Here is a 21321-nt window from a genome sequence, read left to right as displayed (position 1 = left end):
GGTCCTGCCGGACAAGACAACACAGGAGTAGATATGGCTGATAAAAACATGCGCTTTTTGGTAGTGGACGACTTCAACACGATGCGTCGTATCGTCCGTAACCTGCTTAAAGAGCTGGGATTCAATAACGTGGAAGAGGCCGAGGATGGCGTCGACGCCCTGACCAAACTGCGTGCAGGCGGCTTCGATTTCGTTATCTCTGACTGGAACATGCCGAACATGGACGGTCTGGAACTGCTGCAGACCATTCGCGCCGACGCCACGCTGGGCAAACTGCCGGTGCTGATGGTCACTGCCGAAGCCAAGAAAGAGAACATCATCGCCGCCGCGCAGGCCGGTGCCAGCGGTTACGTGGTGAAGCCTTTCACCGCCGCCACGCTGGAAGAGAAGTTGGGCAAAATCTTCGAAAAACTGGGTATGTAAGGAGATGTGATGAGCGACCTTCCGAAACCAACTGAAGAAGCTTCGGCACACGAGATTATTGCCCGGATTGGCTCTCTGACACGTATGCTGCGTGACAGCCTGCGCGAACTGGGGCTGGATCAGGCCATTGCCGAAGCGGCAGAAGCGATTCCGGACGCGCGTGACCGTCTGGATTATGTGGTGCAGATGACCGCACAGGCAGCGGAACGTGCGCTGAACTGTGTGGAAGCGGCGCAGCCACACCAGGACCAGATGGAAGCCGGCGCCACCCAGCTGAAAGGCCGCTGGGATGCCTGGTTTGAAAACCCGATCGAGCTGGCGGATGCACGCGAGTTGGTTTCGGATACGCGCCAGTTCCTTGACGACGTTCCGTCTCACACGGCGTACACCAACAAGCAGCTGCTGGAAATCATGATGGCGCAGGATTTCCAGGACCTGACCGGTCAGGTAATCAAGCGCATGATGGATGTGATCCAGGAGATTGAACGTCAGCTGCTGATGGTACTGCTGGAGAACATGCCGGAAGCCAATGCGGCGGCACGTAAAGAGGGCAACAGCCTGCTGAACGGTCCGCAGATTCACGCGAATGCGCCGGGCGTCGTCTCCAGCCAGGACCAGGTTGACGACCTGCTGGACAGTTTAGGTTTTTAAACGCGGAGGGCTCGTGCCTCCTGATTCCGACCCTCTCCCGCGCGGGAGAGGGTATTGCATGGCACATTTCCCGCCTGATTTCCTGCTACGCCCGCTGGCGGCGTAAAATCTGAAACATAGCAAGACAAGTCCTACGTTGGCGCGAGGATATGTTAAGGTAACCTCGTACAGTTTTGTGAGCTACTTCAAATTCTAAACTGAAACGACTACTCTTTTGCTATGCTGCCATTGGTTCTGACCCGCAAAATTTTCGCTGCTGTAACTTTAGGGGCCCCTGTACTGGCGGCCGTTGCGCCTGCGCAGGCCTTCACCGACAACAGCGACGTCTCCGCCACACCGTTTGCCGATCCGGCACGTTTCCAGAAAATCGCTGATGAATTACCGGCGCTGGGCTATCAGGACGATACATCGGCGTTCAGTAAAAAGCTGGCGGGCATTGCCAAAAGCATCGGTGAGGCCAGCCAGAACAGCGACAGCGATACCACGCTGGGTCAGCAGGCCGGAATCTGGGCGTTTAACCATTTTCGTGATGAGGTTGCTACCCGGGTGGCGGATGAAGGGCAGTCGCTGCTGTCGCCTTATGGCCAGGCACAGATCGATCTCAACGTCGATATGGAAGGTAACTTCAGCGGCAGCGGGGCTTCGCTGCTGACGCCATGGGCCGATCGCTACAATTACCTCACGTTCAGCCAGCTGGGCGTGCATCAGACTGATGACGGGCTGGTGGGCAATGCCGGGCTGGGACAGCGCTGGGTGGCCGGCAGCTGGCTGCTGGGCTATAACGGCTTCGTTGATCGGCTTTTTGACAGCGGCTTGCAGCGCGCTTCGCTGGGCACCGAGGCCTGGAGCGACTACCTGCGCTTATCCGCCAACTACTACACGCCGCTGTCCGGCTGGCGCAATCGCAACCCGTTCCAGCAGCAGCGGCTGGCGCGCGGGTATGATGTCACTACCCAGGGCTATCTGCCGTTTTACCGCCAGCTGGGCGTGTCGGTCAGCTGGCAGCAGTATCTCGGCAACAATGTCGATCTGTTTAATTCCGGCAACAGCTACCACAATCCTTCAGCGCTGACGCTGGGCGTCTCCTATACGCCGGTGCCGCTGGTTACCGTATCGGCCAGCCACAAAACCAGTAATGAAGGCGAGAGCCAGGATCAGCTCGGCTTACGTCTTAATTACCGCTTTGGCGTGGCGCTCAGTCAGCAGCTCAATCCGGATAACGTCGCCGCCGCGCGTTCGCTGCGCGGTAGCCGCTATGATTTGGTCACGCGCAGCAATACGCCGGTGCTGGAGTTCCGCCAGCGTAAAACCCTGTCGGTATTCCTCGCCACGCCGCCGTGGCAGCTCAATGCGGGCGAGAGTTTGCCGCTGAAACTGCAGATCCGCAGTGCTCATCCAATCAGTAAAGTCAGCTGGCAGGGCGATACGCAGGCGCTGAGCCTGACGCCGGGAGCCGATCCCAACGATCCACAGGGCTGGAGTATCATTATGCCGGCGTGGGATGCGTCGCCTGAGGCGAACAACAGTTATCGCCTGTCGGTAACGCTGGAGGACAGCAAGCAAAATCGCGTGACTTCCAACTGGATTACGCTGCAGGTACAGCCGCCGGTGATGCTGGATCAGGGGGGCGAAAACCGCTTCGACCTGCTGGCACCATAATCAGCGCGGCACCAGAGAAAAAGGGCAGCCGGAGCTGCCCTTTGCTACATCCTCAGCCGACACTTGCCGGGATGCCATGAGGGTAAATCATCATCAGAACTGGTACACCAGACCTACCGCGGTAATATCGTCGGTTTTCAGGCGCAGCGCGTTGTCATCTTTCAGCAGGTTGATGCGGTATTCGCTGTAGACCGACATGTTCTTGTTGAAGTAGTAGGTGGCACCCACGGACGCGTATTTGAACAGCCAGGCGTCGCCGACGTTTTCAATATTTTTGCCCTTTGAGCTCACGTAGCCCAGCGACGGACGGAAACCGTTCAGGAACTGATACTGCGCCACGGCTTCAAAGTTCACCGCTTTGTTGGCGAACCCGCTGTTACCGATTGGCGTAGCGTTGTGGGATTCGCCGTAGATGGTCGCCAGATAGAGCTGGTTAGCATCATATTTCACCCCGGTTTCCCAGTGTTCGGCTTTCTCACCTCTGCCGTAGGTGGCAAGGTTTTGCGCACTGACGCGATTGAGGCTGGCATAGGCGGCAACCGCGCTCAGGCCAAAGTCAGTGTCATACGAGGTGGAAAGGGCGAAACCATCACCGTTAGAGCGACGTACCGCCAGGTTTGGCGTTGCCGCGCTGTCGCTGCGCTCGTTTTTCCCTTCGTACTGCGCTGCGACGTTCCAGCCTTTAACCAAACCGAAGAAATCTTTGTTACGCCAGGTCAGCACGCCGGTGGAGCGACCGGACAGGAAAGCATCGACATAACCGGAATCACCGCCGAAGAAAGGCAGCATATCGGTATAGCCCAGCACGTCATAAATCAGACCATAGTTACGGCCATAGTCGATCGAACCAAACTGCGCAAACTTCAGACCCGCATAGCCGAGGCGGGTTTTGTTACCGGCCTGCGCATCGGCGCCTTCCGTGTTACGCAGACTGAACTGCGATTGCCAGAAACCGTAGCCGGTCAGCTGATCGGTAATTTTGGTTTCGCCCTTAAAACCGATACGGACATACGATGAGGTATCACCATCATTGGTGGTGTCATCGGAGAACAGGTGCGACACGTTAATTTTGCCGACCAGATCCAGCTTGTTACCATCCTTATTATAGATTTCAGCGGCCTGAGCCACAGAAAGTCCCAGCAGCAATGGCATGACTGCTGCCAGTAAAGTGCGCTTCATCATTTATATTTTTACCCTGTGTTATTTTTTAATTTTTAAGCCCCTGGTGGGGTGACAAGAAAATGACACAAAAGGATAAAGATCAGTAGTGCAATAGTTGTAACAAATAATTTCTTATTGGCTATTTGTGCGATTTTCATACGCCAATTCCATTATTCGGAAATGGGAATCGCTTTTACTTATCATGCTTGAGTGAGCGTTTAATCGACGATTAATATTTATCTTATTGATAAATAATGATTAAATTAAGATGGGTATGACTTAATAAAAATAGCGTTTTATTGCCTTAAATAGCACAAGCCTATGCCTTAAAGTTCAATGCTTATGAATCAAAGCAGGCTGATAGTCACCCCGTAAATTGTCTGCATTGACGCACTGTGTCGGTATATTTCAGGCTAAATAATATCCCGATCTTTAATACGTTTAATTACCGGCCAGCCTGGCAAAGGCTAGCCAAAATAAGTTAATCAGTTGTTACTAATAAGCGGCCGACCTGCACCACGCCGATGCCTGAACCGGACTGTCACTTGCACCCGTTAAGCGCAGTGCGCCCCAAAATGGCGCAGCAGACGCCTCATTTTGGCGAAATATCTGCTGTGCGATCACAAAAGCAATATTTCATTTTGCGAATGCATAAATCCGCTAAACAAATTACTGCGGTGCCGCTGTTATCGGATGGTTATTCACTTTTTATGCATTAAATGTGCATAGCGAAAGGGTGTAAATCATTGATATTTCGTTGCTGAACCTGATTTATGCATTTTTTCCTCTGGCTGGCACGTTAACTGCACTCTATAGTCGAGCTGCAACTCAGCAACTTTTAACAATTTTAAAACAAAAGCTTCACCCGAAGTGAGGCAGGAGAAATGGCTATGTCACTGCAGGTTTCACGTCACGATTTCGATCAATGGATGATGCCGGTTTATGCCCCTGCGGCTTTTGTGCCGGTGCGTGCCGAAGGTTCTACGCTGTGGGATCAGCAGGGCAAAGAGTACATCGATTTTGCCGGTGGCATCGCGGTGAACGCGCTTGGCCATGCCCATCCCGCGCTGCAGCAGGCGCTGACCGAGCAGGCCGGTAAACTGTGGCACACCGGCAACGGCTACACCAACGAACCGATTCTGCGCCTGGCGAAGCAGCTGATTGATGCCACCTTTGCTGACCGCGTGTTCTTCTGTAACTCCGGGGCGGAAGCCAATGAGGCCGCGCTGAAGCTGGCGCGTAAAGTGGCGCACGACCGTTTCGGTGCCGAAAAAAACGGTATCGTCGCCTTCACCAATGCCTTCCACGGCCGCACCCTGTTCACCGTTTCAGCCGGCGGACAGCCCGCCTATTCGCGCGATTTCGCCCCGTTACCGCCAGCCATTCAGCATGCCACCTTTAACGATCTGGCCTCGGCGGCGGCCTTAATTAATGACCAAACCTGCGCGGTCATCGTCGAGCCGATTCAGGGCGAGGGCGGTGTATTACCGGCCGATCCGGCGTTCCTGCGCGGACTGCGCGAACTGTGCGACCGCCATCAGGCGCTGCTGATTTTTGATGAAGTGCAGAGCGGCGTCGGCCGTACCGGCTCGCTGTATGCCTATATGCATTACGGCGTCACGCCTGATGTGCTGAGCACCGCCAAGGCGCTGGGCGGCGGCTTCCCCATCGGTGCGATGCTGACGCGTGAAGATCTGGCGCAGGTGATGGGCGTCGGCACGCACGGCACCACCTACGGCGGCAACCCGCTGGCCGGTGCGGTGGCCGGTAAAGTGATGGAGCTGATCAATCAGCCTGAGTTTATGGCTGGCGTTGCCGAGCGGCACCAGTGGTTTGTCACGGCGCTGCAGGAGATCAACCAGCGGCTGCCGGTGTTTAAAGAGATTCGCGGCCTGGGCCTGCTGATTGGCGCGGTGCTGAATGACGATTTTGCCGGTAAAGCCAAACAGTTCAACCTGACGGCGGCGGAAGAGGGCGTGATGGTACTGATCGCCGGTGCCAGCGTGGTGCGCTTTGCCCCGGCGCTGAACATCAGCGAGCGTGAAGTAAAAGAAGGGCTGGCGCGCTTCGAACGCGCCTGCGCACGCGTGCTCAAAGGAGCCACATCATGATGGTGATCCGCCCCGTCGAACGTGACGATCTGCCGCAGCTGCTGGCGCTGGCGGGGAAAACCGGCGGCGGTCTGACCTCGCTGCCCGCTGACAGCGAGACGCTGAAGGCGCGCATTGAGCGCTCGCTGCAAACCTGGCAGGACGCGCTGCCGCGCGCTGAACAGGGCTATGTGTTTGTGCTGGCGGATAGCAGTGATAATCGCGCCGTCGGCATCTGCGCCATTGAAGTGGCGGTAGGTTTGCAGGATCCCTGGTACAACTTCCGCGTCGGTACTCAGGTACACGCCTCGAAAGAGCTGAACGTCTACGCCAGTTTGCCGACGCTGTCGCTGAGTAACGATCACACCGGCAGCAGCGAACTGTGCACGCTGTTCCTCGATCCTGACTACCGCGACGGTAAAAACGGCCATCTGCTGTCCAAGTCGCGCTTTCTGTTTATGGCGAATTTCCGCGAGCGCTTCATGAAGCACGTGGTTGCGGAGATGCGCGGCGTCAGCGACGAGCAGGGACATTCGCCGTTCTGGGACAGCGTGGGCAGCCGTTTCTTCTCCATGGAGTTTCGCCAGGCCGATTTTCTCAGCGGCACCGGGCAAAAAGCTTTTATCGCAGAACTGATGCCCAAGCATCCGCTGTATATCCACTATCTGTCGGAAGCGGCACAGCAGGTGATTGGTGAAGTCCACCCGAAAACCGCGCCGGCGCGCGCGGTGCTGGAAGCCGAGGGTTTCCGCTATCTCAACTATATCGACATCTTTGACGGCGGCCCGACGCTGGAGTGTGAGATCGACCGCATCCGCGCCATCCGCAAGAGCAAAGTGCTGACCGCCAGCGAAGGCGAAGCCGAGGCGCACTGGCCGCTGTGTCTGGTGGCGAACTGCGACTATCAGCAGTTCCGCGTGGCGCTGCTGCCGGTCGATGTCGCATCCGGACAGGTTCTGATTAATCAGCAGCAGCGCACCGCGCTGCGCTGCGACTATGGCGATTCGCTGCGGGTGGTTACCCTGGGTCGCGAGGAGAATAACGCATGACGCATTTTATCAACGGTGAATGGCAGCCGGGCAGCGCAGAGACGCTGAGTAAACACAATCCGGTGAGCGGCGAGATCTTATGGCAGGGCAACGCTGCTTCTGCGGCGCAGGTGGCGGCGGCCTGTGAGGCGGCTCGCGCGGCGTTCCCGGCATGGGCACGTCTGCCGTTTGCTGCCCGCCAGGCGCGGGTAGAGGATTTTGCCCGTCTGCTGGAGCGGGATAAAACCGAGCTGGCGGCGATCATCGCACGTGAGACCGGCAAGCCGCACTGGGAAACGCTGACCGAAGTGCAGGCGATGATCAATAAAGTGGCCATTTCGATTAAGGCTTATCACACCCGCACCGGCGAGCAGGCCGAAGGTGAGAGTTCACTGCGCCACCGGCCGCACGGCGTGCTGGCGGTGTTCGGCCCGTATAACTTTCCCGGCCATCTGCCGAACGGACATATCGTGCCGGCGCTGCTGGCGGGCAACTGCGTGTTGTTTAAACCGAGCGAACTGACCCCCGCCACCGCAGAGAAAACCGTGCAGCTGTGGCAGGAAGCGGGCCTGCCGGCGGGTACGCTGGCGCTGTTACAGGGCGGACGTGATACCGGCCAGGCGCTGGCGCAGGCGGAGCAGATTGACGGCCTGCTGTTTACCGGTAGCGCGGCCACCGGCTATCACCTGCATCGCCAGTTCGCCGGACAGCCAGAGAAAATGCTGGCGCTGGAGATGGGCGGCAACAATGCGCTGATTGTGGAAGATCCGGCCGACATTGATGGCGCGGTGCATATCGCTATTCAGTCGGCGTTCATTACCGCCGGCCAGCGCTGCACCTGCGCGCGTCGTTTGCTGGTGAAACGCGGTGCGGCGGGCGATGCCTTCCTGCAGCGCCTGGTCGAAGTGAGTGCGCGCCTCAAACCGGCAGCGTGGGATGCCGAACCGCAGCCATTTATGGGCAGCGTGATTTCGCCCGCCGCCGCCGGGCAGATCTTCGCTGCCTGGCAGCAGCGGATTGCGCTGGGTGGCAAGGAGTTGCTGGCGATGCGCTGGCCGGATCGCGACAGCGCCATTATCACGCCCGGCATCATCGACATGACCGGCGTCGCCGGACTGCCTGACGAAGAGGTGTTCGGACCACTGCTGCAGGTCATCCGCTACGACCATTACGCGCAGGCGATTGGCCTCGCCAACGACACGCGCTACGGATTGTCGTGCGGGCTGGTGTCACCGCAGCGTGACCAGTTTGATCAGCTGCTGCTGGAAGCGCGCGCCGGCATCGTGAACTGGAATAAACCGCTGACCGGCGCCGCCAGTTCGGCACCGTTTGGCGGCGTGGGCGCCTCCGGTAATCACCGTGCCAGCGCCTGGTACGCGGCGGATTACTGCGCCTGGCCGATGGCCTCGCTGGAGAGCAGCAGCTTAGCGCTGCCGGGCAGCCTGTCGCCGGGGCTCGATTTTGCTGCTTCAGGAGCGACATCATGAAGGCGTTTGAAGCAAACTTTGATGGTCTGGTCGGCCTGACGCACCACTACGCTGGCCTGTCGTTTGGCAACGAAGCCTCCACGCGCAATCAGCTGCAGCCCTCCAATCCGCGGCTGGCGGCCAAACAGGGGCTGCTGAAAATGAAGGCGCTGGCCGACATGGGCTATGTGCAGGGGGTTATCCCTCCGCACGAGCGGCCTAATCTGCCGCTGCTGCGCCAGCTGGGATTCAGCGGCAGCGATGCGCAGGTACTGGCCAAAGCGGCGCAGCAGGCACCGCAGCTGCTGTCAGCGGCCAGTTCGGCGTCGGCGATGTGGGTGGCCAATGCGGCCACGGTTTCGCCATCGGCCGACAGCGCCGACGGCAAAGTGCATTTTACCGTAGCCAACCTCAACAATAAGTTCCACCGGGCGATCGAAGCGCCGGAAACCGCCGACCTGCTGCGCGCCATCTTCCGCGATGGCCGCCACTTCAGCGTGCACGACGCGCTGCCGCAGGTGGCACTGTTTGGTGACGAAGGCGCAGCCAACCATAACCGCTTCGGCGCTGACTATGGCGCGCCCGGCGTGCAGCTGTTTGTCTACGGCCGCGACGGCCAGCAGCAAGGCAGCGCACCGGCGCGCTATCCGGCGCGCCAGACGCGTGAAGCCAGCGCGGCGGTGGCAAGATTGCATCAGCTGGATGACGCGCGCACGCTGTTTGCTCAGCAAAATCCGGCGGTGATCGATCAGGGGGTGTTCCACAATGATGTAATCGCCGTCAGCAATCAGCAGGTGTTTTTCTGCCACGAAGAGGCGTTTGTCGACCAGCCCCAGCTGCTGCAACAGCTGGCGGCTAAGGTGCCGGGCTTCCAGCCGGTTGTGGTACCGCGCGATCGGGTGTCAGTGGCCGATGCGGTGAACACCTATCTGTTTAACAGCCAGCTGCTGCAGCATCCGCACGGCGGCATGCGGCTGGTGCTGCCGGAAGAGTCGCGCCAGCATCCCGGCGTGTGGCGCTATTTGAGCGAACTGGTGGAGAGCGGCGGCCCGATTCGCGCGCTGCAGGTGTTCGATCTGCGTGAGAGCATGTGCAACGGCGGCGGACCGGCCTGCCTGCGTCTGCGCGTGGTGTTAACCGAGGCGGAGCGTCAGGCCGTCAATCCGGCCGTGCTGATGAACGATCGCCTGTTTACGCGTCTGAATGACTGGGTGGATCGTCACTATCGCGACCGCCTGACGCAGGCCGACCTGGCCGATCCGCAGCTGCTGAGCGAAGGGCGAAGCGCGCTGGACGAGCTGACACAGCTGCTAGACTTAGGCAGTGTCTACGCGTTTCAGCGTTAACGCCGGGGGCAAATGTGTTGCCCCCTGTGTCAGAAAGGAGTGAACATGCAGGACTTTTTACAGCAAACCCTGTCAGGCCGCCCGCCCGCGCAGCGGCAGGGCAGTAACGCCCACCTGCACTGGCAGTGGCATGATGAGGGCATACTATCCCTGACACCGCATACGCCCACGCAGCAGGCGCTGGTTCTCTCCGCCGGGATTCACGGCAACGAGACCGCCCCGGTGGAGATCCTCAATCTGTTGCTGACGCCGCTGCTGCAGGGGGAAAAACCGCTGGCCGTGCGCCTGCTGGTGATCCTCGGCAACCCGGCGGCGCTGCGCAGCGGCAAACGCTACCAGCATTATGATATCAACCGGCTGTTCGGTGGCCGCTGGCAACAGGTGGCCGACGTGCCGGAGGCGCAGCGCGCGCTCCAGCTGGAGCAGGCGCTGGAGAACTTCTGGTGCGAGTGCCTCGATCACGAAATTCGCTGGCATCTCGATTTGCACACCGCGATTCGCGGTTCGTGGCATACGCGCTTTGGCGTGATGCCGCTCAACAGCCAGCCGTGGCCAGCAGATTTTTTACACTGGCTGGCAGCGGCCGAACTGGAAGCGCTGGTGTTTCACCGTGCGCCGGGCGGCACCTTCACCCACTTCAGCTGTGAACACTACGCGGCAGCCAGTTGTACGCTGGAGCTGGGAAAGGCGCTGCCGTTTGGCGAGAACGATCTCACGCAGTTCAGCGGTGTGCAGCGTGCGCTGGCGGCGCTGCTGTACGGTGAGGCGCTGCCGCCGGTGCGCGAGACGCCGCGCCATTATCGCGTGGCACAGCAAATCACCCGGCACGGCGAGCAGTTTGTTCTGCACATGGGCCCGGAAACTCTCAACTTCACGGCTTTCCCGCAGGGCACGCTGCTGGCGGAAGAGGGTGAGCGGCGCTATTACGTGCAGCAGGCGCGTGAATATGTGCTGTTCCCCAATCCCAACGTGGCACCGGGCCTGCGCGCCGGGCTGATGCTGGTGGAGGAGAGTGAGCAGACCCAGGCGCTGGAGTTGTAATCCGAAAGCTCTACCCGGCAATCCCTCCTCTCCCTGTGACGGGAGAGGTCACGGGTGAGCAGAGAATGTGTGCAAATTAACGACATTTTCCCTTCCGCAAAACCGACAAAGCCATTACACTCCTCCTTAATTCCTGTGCTTTCCCCTTGATCGTCATACTCTTTTGCAATTCCTCACGCATTTCTTCGCAATCTCTCCATGATTGCCCGATATCTGTCTTTTATGCTTGCAGGGCTTTACTCAGCCTCTGAGTAGTTGACGTTCAGCGTCGTATGCTTGTTTCCGAAGACGCGACACAGGCTGTCGTCATTAAACTGAAAAGTAAGGACAATATTATGCGTAAACTGACCTCCCTGTTTCTGGCTACCGCAATGGCTTTCGGTGCCGCCAATATCGTCCATGCTGCGGCTGACAACCTGACGCCGCCGCCAGCGGGCAGTGAAAAACCGATGCACAAGCCGATGCGCCACCACGGCATGGACATGATGTTCAAAGACCTCAACCTGACCGACGCGCAGAAAACCCAGATTCGCGACATCCTGCGTGACAGCCACAAAGACATGAAGCGTCCATCGCTGGAAGAGCGTCGTGCTAACCACAGCATCATCGCATCCGACACCTTTGACCGTGCCAAAGCAGAAGCGCAGGCAGACAAAATGAGCGCCAATGCGAAAGAGCATGCGTTGAAGATGCTGGAAACCCAGAACAAGATCTATAACGTGCTGACGCCAGACCAGAAGAAGCAGTACAACGCCAACTTTGAGAAACGTCTGACAGAAAAAGGCCCGCATGACGGTAAAATGCCGCCACCGCCGGCTGATGGTGAATAAGCCGTTTAGCTCACCGGTTTGAGACCGCCGACGTTGTCCATTGCACACGCTGCTTTGGGCAGCGTCGGCGGTTTTGCGTTACAGCTCAATCAGCGGATAAACGCCGGACAGCAGCGGTCGGCAGAGAATTTTGTAGCCGTCATGGTCGAAGCCGTGACGCGCACGCTGCAGCTGACGCGCTTCCTGCTCACTGCTGACCGATCCCAGCCAGAACCAGTGATCGATGACGTGAATCTGCGTCATCTCCGTCCCGCGCTCCACCATACCCACCGGGCCCTGCCACGGCCAGCACACCACGCGCAGCTGCTCCAGCCCTGCCAGCAGGCGCTGCTGATGCGCCGCCAGCGGTTCCGCCCCGCAGCAGGCACCGGCACAGCGTTTAAGCGCCGCGCGGAAACAGCCGCGCCCCGGCTGCAGGCGCTCTAATCCCAGCAGGCCGTGACACAGGCGCAGCTCATCGGCGAGGCTTTTCAGCTTCTCTAACGCGGCAAAGCGGCTGCGGAATAACCCGTACAGGTCAGGCGAGGAGGAGAAATCGAGATCGCGCGCGTAAACCACCTGCGGTGCGCCATCGCCCAGCTGCAGCGAGCACAGCTGGCGGTTTTTGCGCAGGCGCTTATTGAACAGCGGCTGCTGTGTTTTGATCATCTGCGCTTCGAGCAGCTGTGCGCCCACGTCCCCGGCGGTGGGGATCCAGCTGACGCGTCGCGCCTGGCGCAGCATGCTGGCTTCATCCGCCGTGCGAAAATGGGCCATCACCCGGCTGCGCAGGTTGATACTCTTGCCGATGTACAGCGGCAGGTTGTCGTTATCACCGTGGAAAGTGTAAACGCCCGGCTGATTAGGCAAGCCTTCCAGCCACTGACGCAGATGTTCGGGATATTGATAGATAGCCGCCGCATCAAATTCGAGGCGATGGCGGTTTGCTCGTCTGACCAAAGAACGCTCCGCTTACTGGTTGTGCATACAGTATATCAGCGTGCGCGTTTTCTCGCCAGCGGGGACGTGAAGAGGCAGGCTTCCCGCAAGGGGAGCGGGAAGCCGCAGGGATTACTTCTTCCAGAAATCGTCGAACACGGTGATCGGCGGACGACGTTTATGCTCGGTTTTGGTATACCAGCCTTCAATGATTTTCGCCGCGTCGGCGTCGATGGTTTTGCCTTCGAGGAAATCATCAATCTGCTGATAGGTCACGCCCAGCGCCACTTCATCCTGCAGACCGGGACGATCGTCCTCCAGATCGGCGGTGGGGTGTTTGAGATAGAGGTGTTCCGGGCAGCCGAGCGCTTTCAGCAGCTGTTTGCCCTGGCCTTTATTGAGGCGGAAAATCGGGTTGATGTCGCTGCCGCCGTCGCCGTACTTGGTAAAGAAGCCGGTCACGGCTTCTGCGGCGTGATCGGTGCCGACCACGACGCCTTTGGTCATGCCGGCAATGCTGTACTGGGCTTTCATGCGTTCGCGCGCTTTCTCGTTACCGCGCACAAAATCCGACAGGGCAATGCCCGCCTCCTGCAGTGCGCGCTCGCTGGCCAGTACCGCTTCTTTGATGTTGACCACCAGCGTGCGATCCGGCTGGATAAATGCCAGCGCATCCTGGCAATCCTGCTCGTCAGCCTGCACGCCATATGGCAGGCGCACGGCGATAAAGCTGTAGTCGTGATCGCCGGTCTCTTCACGCAGTTCAGTAATGGCAGTCTGCGCCAGCTTGCCGGTCAGCGTTGAGTCCTGACCGCCGCTGATGCCGAGCACCAGGGTTTTGATAAACGGATGGGCTTTCAGATAGGACTTCAGAAAATCGACGCTGACGCGGATCTCCTGCTGCGGGTCGATAACCGGTTTAACACCCAGGGCCTGAATGATTTCCTGCTGCAGTGACATGAACCTCTCCTCAAGTCGGTAGCCTGACGGCACAATGCGAATCATGTGCTAAAGCTAACGCCTCCGCAGAAAAACAACAAGCCGAACGGCTTGTTGTCCGGTGTTTCTGTTGGCAATTCAGGCGCTTTTTGGTTTCTGCGCCAGCAGCATGAACATCACGATGGCCAGCATAAAGCAGCCAAAGATGGTGGCCGTCATGCTGATTACCGAGGTGCCGCCGAGGCCGGTGATCGGTACGCTGAGCGCGCCGAGCGAGAACATCGCAACGCCGATCACCGCCGAGGCACTGCCGGCGCGGTGGCCCTGGCTCTGCATCGCCAGCGATGATGCGGTGGTGGCGATCACGCCGTTACTGGCGATGGTGAAGAATAGCGCCACCAGCACCAGCGGCAGCGGCGCGCCGCTCACGCCGGCCAGCAGTAGGCAGCTGGAGGCGACAAACGCCAGCGTCAGGCCGCCCTTCAGCACGCGATATTCGCCCCACAGCGGACAGAGCCGGGCGCTGGTCTGGGAAGCAATCACCAGGCCAATACCGTTCGCCGCAAAGCACAAGCTGAATGCCTGCGGTGACAGGCCGTAAATCTGCTGCAGCACAAACGGCGAGGCGCCGATATAAGCAAACATGCCGGACATCATGAAGCCCTGCGTCAGGCAGAAGCCCATAAACGGCCGGTGGGTGATGACCTGGCCGAGCGCCGCCCAGGCGGAGAGGAGCGATCCCTGGCTACGGCGTTCGGCCGGCAGGGTTTCGCGCAGCTTCCAGCGCGCCAGCAGAATCAGCAGCACGGCAATCGCGCCCAGCACTACAAAGATGCCGCGCCAATTCAGCACCGTCATCAGCGCACCGCCCAGCACTGGCGCACCAATCGGCGCCAGGCCATTCACCAGCATCAGCAGGGCAAAAAAGCGCGTCAGCTCATGGCCGCTATACATATCGCGGGCAATGGCACGCGACAGCACCGCGCCGCCGGCACCGGCCAGCCCTTCAAACAGGCGCGCCACCAGCAGAGCGTGAATATCCTTCGCCAGCGCACAGCCAATCGAGGCGATGAACAGCAGCGCCAGCGACAGCAGCAGCGGACGAATACGACCAAACTTATCACTCATCGGACCAAACAGCAGCTGTCCGGCGCCCAGCCCCAGCAGACCGGCGGTCAGACTTAACTGGGCGGTGGCGGTTTCGCTACCGAGGTCGCGCGCCAGTTCAGGCAGGGCAGGCAGATAGAGATCGATACAAAGCGGCCCGAGCGCGGCGAGCAGGCCGAGCGTGATGGCATAAACCAGCCGGTTAGGGTGTGCAGGTGTCATTGATCCTCTGTGTTATTTTTGGCTTTAAGATGTATCTTGCGCCGCGATTATACGGAGCCGGTGACGGCAACACAGCATCTTTACGTAATCCTGACGCTTCAGAACTGACCGAAAGCACCGCCATTGAGTTGATAAATCTGGAATTATGTTCCAGGCTTAGTGGGACATGGACAAAGTATGAGGAACAACAAGATGAATAAAGTGCTGGGATGTATCGCTGCCGCTATGACGCTGGCAGCCCTGTCTGGTTGTACAACTTACGATCGTGCGGAAAGCTACGTGACTAAGCCTGTGGTGAAGGATGTGAAAAAAGGCATGACGCGTGAACAGGTGCGCCAGATTGCCGGACCGGCGTCAACCGAGATCACCATGGTTCACGCACGGGGTACCTGCCAGACCTACGTGATTGGTGAGCGTGATGGTAAACAGCAGACTTACTTTGTGAGCTATAACGACACCGGTCGCGTCATGAACTACGGCTTCCAGAGCTGTAAGGATTACGATACCGATCCGCAAGCCGCGCAGTAACGGTAGCAGAATAACAAACGGCCCGTCTCAGACGGGCCGTTTTTCTTTGTGCGCTTACAGCCCATACGGCCGCGGCACCTCAATGTAGCTGCCGCTGATCTCGCGCTGATAGTAGTGACCATCCTGCACGTAATAGCGTTTGCCGTTGTAATCCAGAACGCGCATGGCGCTGGCCGGTGGGCCATCCGGTGGCTGGACCACCACGTAGGTGTCGCCCTGCCGCTGGTAGTAGCTACCGTTCAGCAGGTAGTAGGTCAGTCCGCCAATCAGCACGGCGGTCGCGGCCTCCGGCAGAAAACGCAGCGGTCCGGGATGTCCCCAGCGGGGTCCCGGACCACCCCAGTGCGGGCCGGGTCCCGGACCCCAGCCATACGGATGAGCAAAACTTACAGTTGGCGCTATCAGGGTTAACGCCAGCATTGAGGCGATAACGTTTCTCATGAGGGTTCTCCTGCGGTAACTCCCCGCAGCATTCGCCTTTCAGCGCGCAAACTCAAGCAAAAAACCGTCGATTTTGCCTCCGTTTACCATGCTTAACGTTTTCCTGACGTTAGCGCCATGATTGCGGAAAAAAGTGCAGAAAACGGCAAAAAAAACGGCAGGCTTTGCGGCCTGCCGTTACGGGAAAACGGGTTAATTAGCGGTGCGCCAGTTCCGCGTGTTCGTCGCTCTCCAGCACTTTTTTGTCGGTCATACCCAGCCAGCGGCTGGTCAGTGAACCGGCGGTCATCGAGCCGTTAACGTTGAGCGCGGTACGGCCCATATCAATCAGCGGTTCGATGGAGATCAGCAATGCCACCAGCGTGACCGGCAGTCCCATCGCCGGCAGGACGATCAGCGCGGCAAAGGTCGCGCCGCCACCGACGCCCGCCACACCGGCTGAGCTCAGCGTGACAATACCGACCAGCGTGGCGATCCATACCGGGTCAAACGGGTTGATACCCACGGTCGGCGCTACCATCACCGCCAGCATGGTGGGATAGAGGCCGGCACAGCCGTTCTGGCCGATGGTCGCGCCAAATGAGGCCGAGAAGCTGGCGATGGATTCCGGTACGCCCAGACGACGCGTCTGTGTCTCCACGTTCAGCGGAATACTGGCGGCACTGGAACGGCTGGTGAAGGCAAAGGTAATCACCGGCCAGACTTTACGGAAGAAGCGCAGCGGGTTGATACCGTTGATTGACAGCAGCAGCGCGTGAACGCCAAACATGATTGCAAGGCCGAGATACGAGGCCACCACAAAGCCGCCCAGCTTGATGATGTCCTGCAGGTTGGAACCGGCAACCACTTTGGTCATCAGCGCCAGCACGCCGTACGGCGTCAGCTTCATGATCAGACGGACCAGCTTCATCACCCAGGATTGCAGGGTGTCAATCGCTACCAGCACGCGCTCGCCTTTGGCTTTGTCATCTTTCAGCAGCTGCAGCGCCGCCACGCCGAGGAACGCGGCGAAAATCACTACGCTGATGATCGACGTTGGATTGGCACCGGCCAGATCGGCAAACGGGTTTTTCGGGATAAAGGAGAGCAGCAGCTGCGGCGTACTGAGATCCGCGACTTTACCAACGTAGTTGCTCTGAATGGCGCTCAGACGCGCGGTTTCCTGCGCGCCCTGTACCAGTCCCTCGGCGCTGAGGTGGAACAGGCCGGTCACCAGCACGCCCACCAGCGCGGAAATGGCGGTGGTAAACAGCAGCACGCCGATGGTCAGCACGCTGATTTTGCCCAGCGACGAGGCGTTATGCAGCCGCGCCACCGCACTGAGGATTGAGGCAAACACCAGTGGCATGACAATCATCTGCAGCAGCTGAACATAACCGTTGCCGACGATGTTAAACCAGCCAATCGACTCTTTCACCACCGGGCTGTTTTCGCCATAAATGGCCTGCAGTGCCAGGCCAAAGATCACCCCCAGCACCAGGCCGGTCAGCACACGCTTCGACAGGCTCCAGCTCTGGTTGCCGACGCGGTTTAACGCAATCAGCAGCGCGACAAATGCCACGATATTGATGATCAGAGGAATATTCATTGTTAACTCCTGAAGGTCGCCACGCGATCGCGCCGCGTAACCGTAAATAGCAGAGGGATCCTCTGTAACTGTCGCGGCATGGTACCAGTTGGCTCTGCGGGAACAATATATCTAAATCGTCTGGGTTATAACTAAATGGAATTTAAGGCGATTATTTCAGCAATCGCTGGCAGAAGGAAAAACACTTCAGCGCGTACTGCCGTTCACCAGCCGGCCAATGCCGTTCTGCAGGTTGTTGAACAGCTGCTCCGGCCAGCCGTTAGCGCCAAACGACGGCATACCGGGCGGAAACCACAGCGCATACCCCACCAGGGCGAGGCACAGCGCGCGCTCCAGCTGGTTGCCTTGCTGGCTGTTGAGGATAGGCAGGCGAAAGCGCCAGCGGCACGGCCACAGCAGCGGCACGCCGGCGGGCGTCAGCATATCGGCGACAATGTGGCTCAGATAGCCGAGCGTCATGCCCTGCAGGACATCCGCTGGCAGGAACCAGTCAGCCGGCACGTTAATCTGAAACAGCCACAGGCTGACCGCCACCGCCAGCAGGCTATGGGTAAAGCCGCGATGGCCAAAAGCGCGGGCTATCGGCTGCGACAGCCATTTTAGCCGCTGGCCCAGCACCGATTTAGGGTGATCGATATCCGGCAGCAGGCAAGTCAGCAGCGCAGCCGGCACCAGATGCCACCAGTCGGCACTGGCCATCACCGGCGTCAGTTCGGCGCGTTTGGCAAATATCGCACTGGCGATGGCAAAAATGATATGGCCTTCGGCCGTCATGATGGAACCTGGCTGCAAAAACTGTCGATGCATCCAGTATAGGGATTTATCCAGTAAATGAGAACGGTGACGCTGTAACGAAGAGTGAATTTTTTGCTGACCCGCGCCTGAAAAAAGCGCGGGAAATTAACGGTCTGGCTTACTTTTGCACCTGCAACCGGGCGAAACATCCGCCAGGCGTAACGCGCGATGCACACCGATCAGTTAAACAGATGTTCCGCCTGCAGCTGCGTCAGGTTTTCCAGTTGCACATTGGCCAGTGCCCAGCGCGCATCGTGGCGATGTTCGGCGGCAGGCACCACGATGGACCGCATACGCGCGGCTTTGCTGGCGATCATGCCGTTGAACGAGTCTTCCAGCGCCACGCAGTTGAGCGGATCAACCCCCAGCTTTGCCGCAGCATCCAGATACACCTGCGGATGCGGTTTGCTATAAGGCAGCGCTTCAGCCGAGGCGAGGGCGCTAAAGTAGTGACGCAGGTTGAACATCTCCAGCACGCGTTCCAGCATCGCCAGCGGGGACGCCGAGGCCAGCGCAATCCCCAGGCCCTGTTGCTGACACAGCTGCAGCGCCTGCTCTACGCCGGGCAACAGCGGCCGGGTCTCTTCGACCAGCGCCAGCGCACGGGCAATAATACGCTGAGTGACTTCGGCCTGATCCGGTCCGTTCCACGGCAGCGCCTCGTACCACATGCGTACGGTTTGATCGATGCGCAGGCCGAGTGTATCCGGCAGCTCGTGGCGGCGGCTAATATCCACATTCAGGCTGGCAAACACCTCCAGCTCGGCGCGATCCCATAGCGGTTCAGAATCAATCAGTAAGCCATCCATATCAAAAATAGCGGCCAGCACAGGGCGACGATAGGTCATACAACAGCTCCATTGACAGTTTGCCCTACCTTAACATGGGCGGCGACGAAAACCGACTTACGGCAGGTTACGCATTTTTCAGGAAAATTTGCTGTAGTGCAGGTAGACTTAGGGCAAAACTACTGTTTGTGAAGGGAAGACACCATGACGTATCAACAGGCTGGCCGCATCGCCATCCTCAAGCGAGTGGCTGGCTGGGTGATTTTTATTCCGGCGCTGTTATCCACCCTTATCTCCATCTTAGGCTTCATGTTTAAACACAGCGAAAAGCAGCCCGGCATTGACGCCGTGATGCTTGACTTCGTGCATGTGATGGTGGATATGATTAAGTTCAACACGCCGTTTCTCAATGTGTTCTGGAACAATTCGCCGGTGCCGGAATTCAACGGCGGGGCCAATATTGGCTTCTGGCTGATCTATATCCTGATATTCGTGGGCATCGCTTTGCAGGCCTCGGGCGCACGCATGTGGCGTCAGGCGCGCCATATTAAAGAAGGCATTGAAGACCAGATGATTCTGGAACAGGCAAAGGGCAGCGAAGGGCGCACGCGGGCGCAGCTGGAAGAGAAAATCCATGTGCCGCGCCACACCATTTTGCTGCAGATTTTTCCGCTGTATATTCTGCCGGTGATCATCGCCGTGGCCGGTTACTTCGTGTTGAAACTGCTCGGTATGCTGTAAAGCGTCAGGCCGGTCTGACCTGGCGCTGGCCCAGCGCATCCTCCTCCAGCAACTGGCCGATAGCGAACTGCGCTTCGCCGGCCCAGTTGCCGCCAAAGACGTTGGCGCGGTTGAGCAGATAGTAGAGTTGATATACCGGCTGACGCTGCGAGAAGCCTTCCGGCAGCGGCCACACCGCATGATACCCTTCATAAATCTGGCGCGGCAGATCGGCGTAATAGCTGAGCATCGCCAGGTCGCATTCGCGATCGCCCCAGTAGCAGGCGGGATCGAACAGCCACGGGCCACTGGCGCTGCCGGCGCAGTTGGCCGGCCACAAATCACCATGCAGTAACGACGGTTGCGGATGGTGATTAGCGAGGCTGCGCTGCACGCAATCCACGATCAACTCCATGTCACCGTAGTGCACGCCTTTCTCCGCCGCCAGCTGCAGCTGCCAGCCAATGCGCTGTTCGGCGAAAAACACCGACCATTTGCGTAACCAACTGTTGGGTTGCGGCGTGGTGGTAATGTTGTTGTCGAAGTCGAGACCAAACTGCGGTTGCTCGCTCCACTGGTGCAGATGGGCCAGCTGCTGGCCGAGCTGGAATGCGCTTTGGGCGTTGAGTGGCTGCGGGGGAATGTATTCCAGTAGCAGGAAGCTGGTGTCACGATCGTTACCGACGCCGTAGACCTTCGGCACGCGCACCGTGTGGGTACGCGCCAGCAGATCAAGCTGGTCGGCTTCCCAGCTGAACAGCGTCAGCATGTCGCGCGTGTTGCATTTGACGAACACCTCCAGCTCACCGTAGCGCAGGCGCCACGCCGGATGAATATCGCCACCGGGCAACTCATGACGTTCGGTGATTTCGGCATCGCCGGCGTACTCGCTTAACAGACGACTAATGGCTGACCACATCGGGTAATCCTCTTTATTCGCTGCGTAAGGTCGATTGTAACGCGCAAAACTTGCACAACTCCAGCGGCAATGCGCAATTTGCGGATTGCGTCAGGCTTGCGCTTTGAGAAACGCCTCCAGCGTGGTGACGTCAGCGTCCGGCTGCTGATCAAGCGCCACTGCCGCCAGCCCGGCGGCGTGTTCCGCCAGCGCCTGCTCCTCCAGCGCACTGACAATGCCAAAGCTGTTGGTGCCCAGCTCGTGCGGATGGCCGTCCGCATCGTGTAACGTGGTGCTGTAACCACCGTTAACCATCGCGCTATTCAGCGCCTGCAGATCGCCAAGACCCCTTTCCTGATAACGGAAGGTGACAACGTAACGCTTGAGATCATGATCGCTCATCTTTTCACCTCATTGTTATCGAACAGATTTCAGCGTAGACCAGCGCCTGCGATAGAGCGAATTCTGCACAATCTCCCGGCGGCGCACAGCGTAAAGTCCTGTCAGGGTCGGCAGAAAATTCTTGTAGCATTTAAGCTGTTATTTGGTTATTTGCCGCCTATAATGCGCGCCGGAAATGGGAAGATTCCCAATCCACACGCGGTGCCAGCGCAAAACCTGGCGATTCTGGTGCTTTCATACTTTTTTACAAAACTTACCGTAAATTGCATTGATTGCCCGG

The 21321-nt window shown here is 58.6% G+C and carries 21 protein-coding genes; 11 read left to right on the top strand and 10 right to left on the bottom strand.

Annotated elements, in window-relative coordinates; all coding sequences use genetic code 11:
* Positions 1-33 precede the first annotated feature (33 nt).
* From cheY to K7H94_RS10625, 3 genes are all read left to right on the top strand, one after another.
* Entirely contained in the window at positions 34-423 is a 390-nt protein-coding gene (cheY, locus tag K7H94_RS10635) for a chemotaxis response regulator CheY (protein WP_021506272.1), read from the top strand.
* 9 nt (positions 424-432) lie between these two features.
* Positions 433-1074 (top strand): protein phosphatase CheZ, encoded by a 642-nt coding sequence (gene cheZ / locus K7H94_RS10630; RefSeq protein WP_058757663.1) that lies wholly within the window; start codon positions 433-435, stop codon positions 1072-1074.
* A gap of 219 nt (positions 1075-1293) precedes the next feature.
* Positions 1294-2733 carry a YchO/YchP family invasin gene (locus K7H94_RS10625; protein ID WP_166718725.1) on the top strand — a complete coding sequence of 480 codons (1440 nt, stop codon included), beginning with the start codon at positions 1294-1296 and terminating at the stop codon, positions 2731-2733.
* A 93-nt stretch (positions 2734-2826) separates the two neighbouring features.
* Here the strand turns inward: K7H94_RS10625 and K7H94_RS10620 are convergent, their stop codons facing one another.
* Positions 2827-3915, bottom strand: coding sequence for a porin (locus K7H94_RS10620; RefSeq protein ID WP_058782069.1), 1089 nt, complete (start codon positions 3913-3915; stop codon positions 2827-2829).
* Between the two features lie 869 nt (positions 3916-4784).
* Between K7H94_RS10620 and K7H94_RS10615 the strand changes: the two genes are divergently transcribed.
* The 6 genes from K7H94_RS10615 (at position 4785) to spy (ending at position 11695) form a co-directional block, all read left to right on the top strand.
* Positions 4785-6005 (top strand): aspartate aminotransferase family protein, encoded by a 1221-nt coding sequence (locus K7H94_RS10615; protein WP_058776245.1) that lies wholly within the window; start codon positions 4785-4787, stop codon positions 6003-6005.
* Entirely contained in the window at positions 6002-7033 is a 1032-nt protein-coding gene (astA, locus tag K7H94_RS10610; RefSeq protein ID WP_021506267.1) for an arginine N-succinyltransferase, read from the top strand. The genes K7H94_RS10615 and astA overlap by 4 nt, the downstream gene beginning before the upstream one ends.
* Entirely contained in the window at positions 7030-8499 is a 1470-nt protein-coding gene (astD, locus tag K7H94_RS10605) for a succinylglutamate-semialdehyde dehydrogenase (RefSeq protein WP_222951014.1), read from the top strand. Before astA ends, astD begins: the two co-directional genes overlap by 4 nt.
* Positions 8496-9824, top strand: a complete 1329-nt coding sequence (gene astB, locus K7H94_RS10600; RefSeq protein ID WP_222951013.1) for an N-succinylarginine dihydrolase — start codon at positions 8496-8498, stop codon at positions 9822-9824. The genes astD and astB overlap by 4 nt, the downstream gene beginning before the upstream one ends.
* Positions 9825-9869: 45 nt before the next feature.
* Positions 9870-10865, top strand: coding sequence for a succinylglutamate desuccinylase (astE, locus tag K7H94_RS10595; RefSeq protein WP_058757667.1), 996 nt, complete (start codon positions 9870-9872; stop codon positions 10863-10865).
* Positions 10866-11200: 335 nt separating this feature from the next.
* On the top strand, positions 11201-11695 hold the full coding sequence (gene spy, locus K7H94_RS10590) for an ATP-independent periplasmic protein-refolding chaperone Spy (RefSeq protein WP_021506263.1): 495 nt from the start codon (positions 11201-11203) through the stop codon (positions 11693-11695).
* Positions 11696-11773: 78 nt separating this feature from the next.
* Here the strand turns inward: spy and cho are convergent, their stop codons facing one another.
* The 3 genes from cho to K7H94_RS10575 form a co-directional block, all read right to left on the bottom strand.
* The gene (cho, locus tag K7H94_RS10585) at positions 11774-12634 is read right to left on the bottom strand and encodes an excinuclease Cho (RefSeq protein WP_058757668.1); all 861 of its coding nucleotides are present in this window, start codon (positions 12632-12634) and stop codon (positions 11774-11776) included.
* 111 nt (positions 12635-12745) lie between these two features.
* On the bottom strand, positions 12746-13573 hold the full coding sequence (gene nadE / locus K7H94_RS10580) for an ammonia-dependent NAD(+) synthetase (protein WP_021506261.1): 828 nt from the start codon (positions 13571-13573) through the stop codon (positions 12746-12748).
* A 117-nt stretch (positions 13574-13690) separates the two neighbouring features.
* Positions 13691-14881, bottom strand: coding sequence for a multidrug effflux MFS transporter (locus tag K7H94_RS10575; protein WP_222951012.1), 1191 nt, complete (start codon positions 14879-14881; stop codon positions 13691-13693).
* A 192-nt stretch (positions 14882-15073) separates the two neighbouring features.
* Between K7H94_RS10575 and osmE the strand changes: the two genes are divergently transcribed.
* On the top strand, positions 15074-15409 hold the full coding sequence (gene osmE, locus K7H94_RS10570) for an osmotically-inducible lipoprotein OsmE (protein WP_021506259.1): 336 nt from the start codon (positions 15074-15076) through the stop codon (positions 15407-15409).
* Between the two features lie 54 nt (positions 15410-15463).
* On the opposite strand, the gene K7H94_RS10565 is transcribed toward osmE, so the two are convergent.
* The 4 genes from K7H94_RS10565 to hxpB form a co-directional block, all read right to left on the bottom strand.
* The gene (locus K7H94_RS10565; protein WP_031279187.1) at positions 15464-15850 is read right to left on the bottom strand and encodes a DUF6515 family protein; all 387 of its coding nucleotides are present in this window, start codon (positions 15848-15850) and stop codon (positions 15464-15466) included.
* A 196-nt stretch (positions 15851-16046) separates the two neighbouring features.
* Positions 16047-17438: an L-cystine transporter gene (locus tag K7H94_RS10560; protein ID WP_021506257.1), complete on the bottom strand. Its 1392-nt coding sequence runs from the start codon at positions 17436-17438 to the stop codon at positions 16047-16049.
* A gap of 186 nt (positions 17439-17624) precedes the next feature.
* Complete coding sequence (locus K7H94_RS10555; RefSeq protein ID WP_021506256.1) at positions 17625-18212, bottom strand: metal-dependent hydrolase; 588 nt, start codon at positions 18210-18212, stop codon at positions 17625-17627.
* Positions 18213-18412: 200 nt separating this feature from the next.
* Positions 18413-19081: a hexitol phosphatase HxpB gene (gene hxpB / locus K7H94_RS10550; protein ID WP_127833963.1), complete on the bottom strand. Its 669-nt coding sequence runs from the start codon at positions 19079-19081 to the stop codon at positions 18413-18415.
* Positions 19082-19225: 144 nt separating this feature from the next.
* Between hxpB and K7H94_RS10545 the strand changes: the two genes are divergently transcribed.
* Positions 19226-19762, top strand: coding sequence for a YniB family protein (locus K7H94_RS10545; protein WP_021506254.1), 537 nt, complete (start codon positions 19226-19228; stop codon positions 19760-19762).
* Positions 19763-19766: 4 nt separating this feature from the next.
* On the opposite strand, the gene K7H94_RS10540 is transcribed toward K7H94_RS10545, so the two are convergent.
* Both K7H94_RS10540 and ghoS read right to left on the bottom strand, forming a co-directional pair.
* Complete coding sequence (locus tag K7H94_RS10540) at positions 19767-20660, bottom strand: fructosamine kinase family protein (RefSeq protein WP_058769688.1); 894 nt, start codon at positions 20658-20660, stop codon at positions 19767-19769.
* A 90-nt stretch (positions 20661-20750) separates the two neighbouring features.
* Positions 20751-21041, bottom strand: a complete 291-nt coding sequence (gene ghoS, locus K7H94_RS10535) for a type V toxin-antitoxin system endoribonuclease antitoxin GhoS (protein ID WP_058757672.1) — start codon at positions 21039-21041, stop codon at positions 20751-20753.
* Positions 21042-21321: the final 280 nt, after the last annotated feature.

The sequence above is a fragment of the Pantoea dispersa genome (genome assembly GCF_019890955.1).
GTDB classification, from domain to species: domain Bacteria; phylum Pseudomonadota; class Gammaproteobacteria; order Enterobacterales; family Enterobacteriaceae; genus Pantoea; species Pantoea dispersa.
This window is presented reverse-complemented; position numbering and strand designations above follow the sequence as displayed.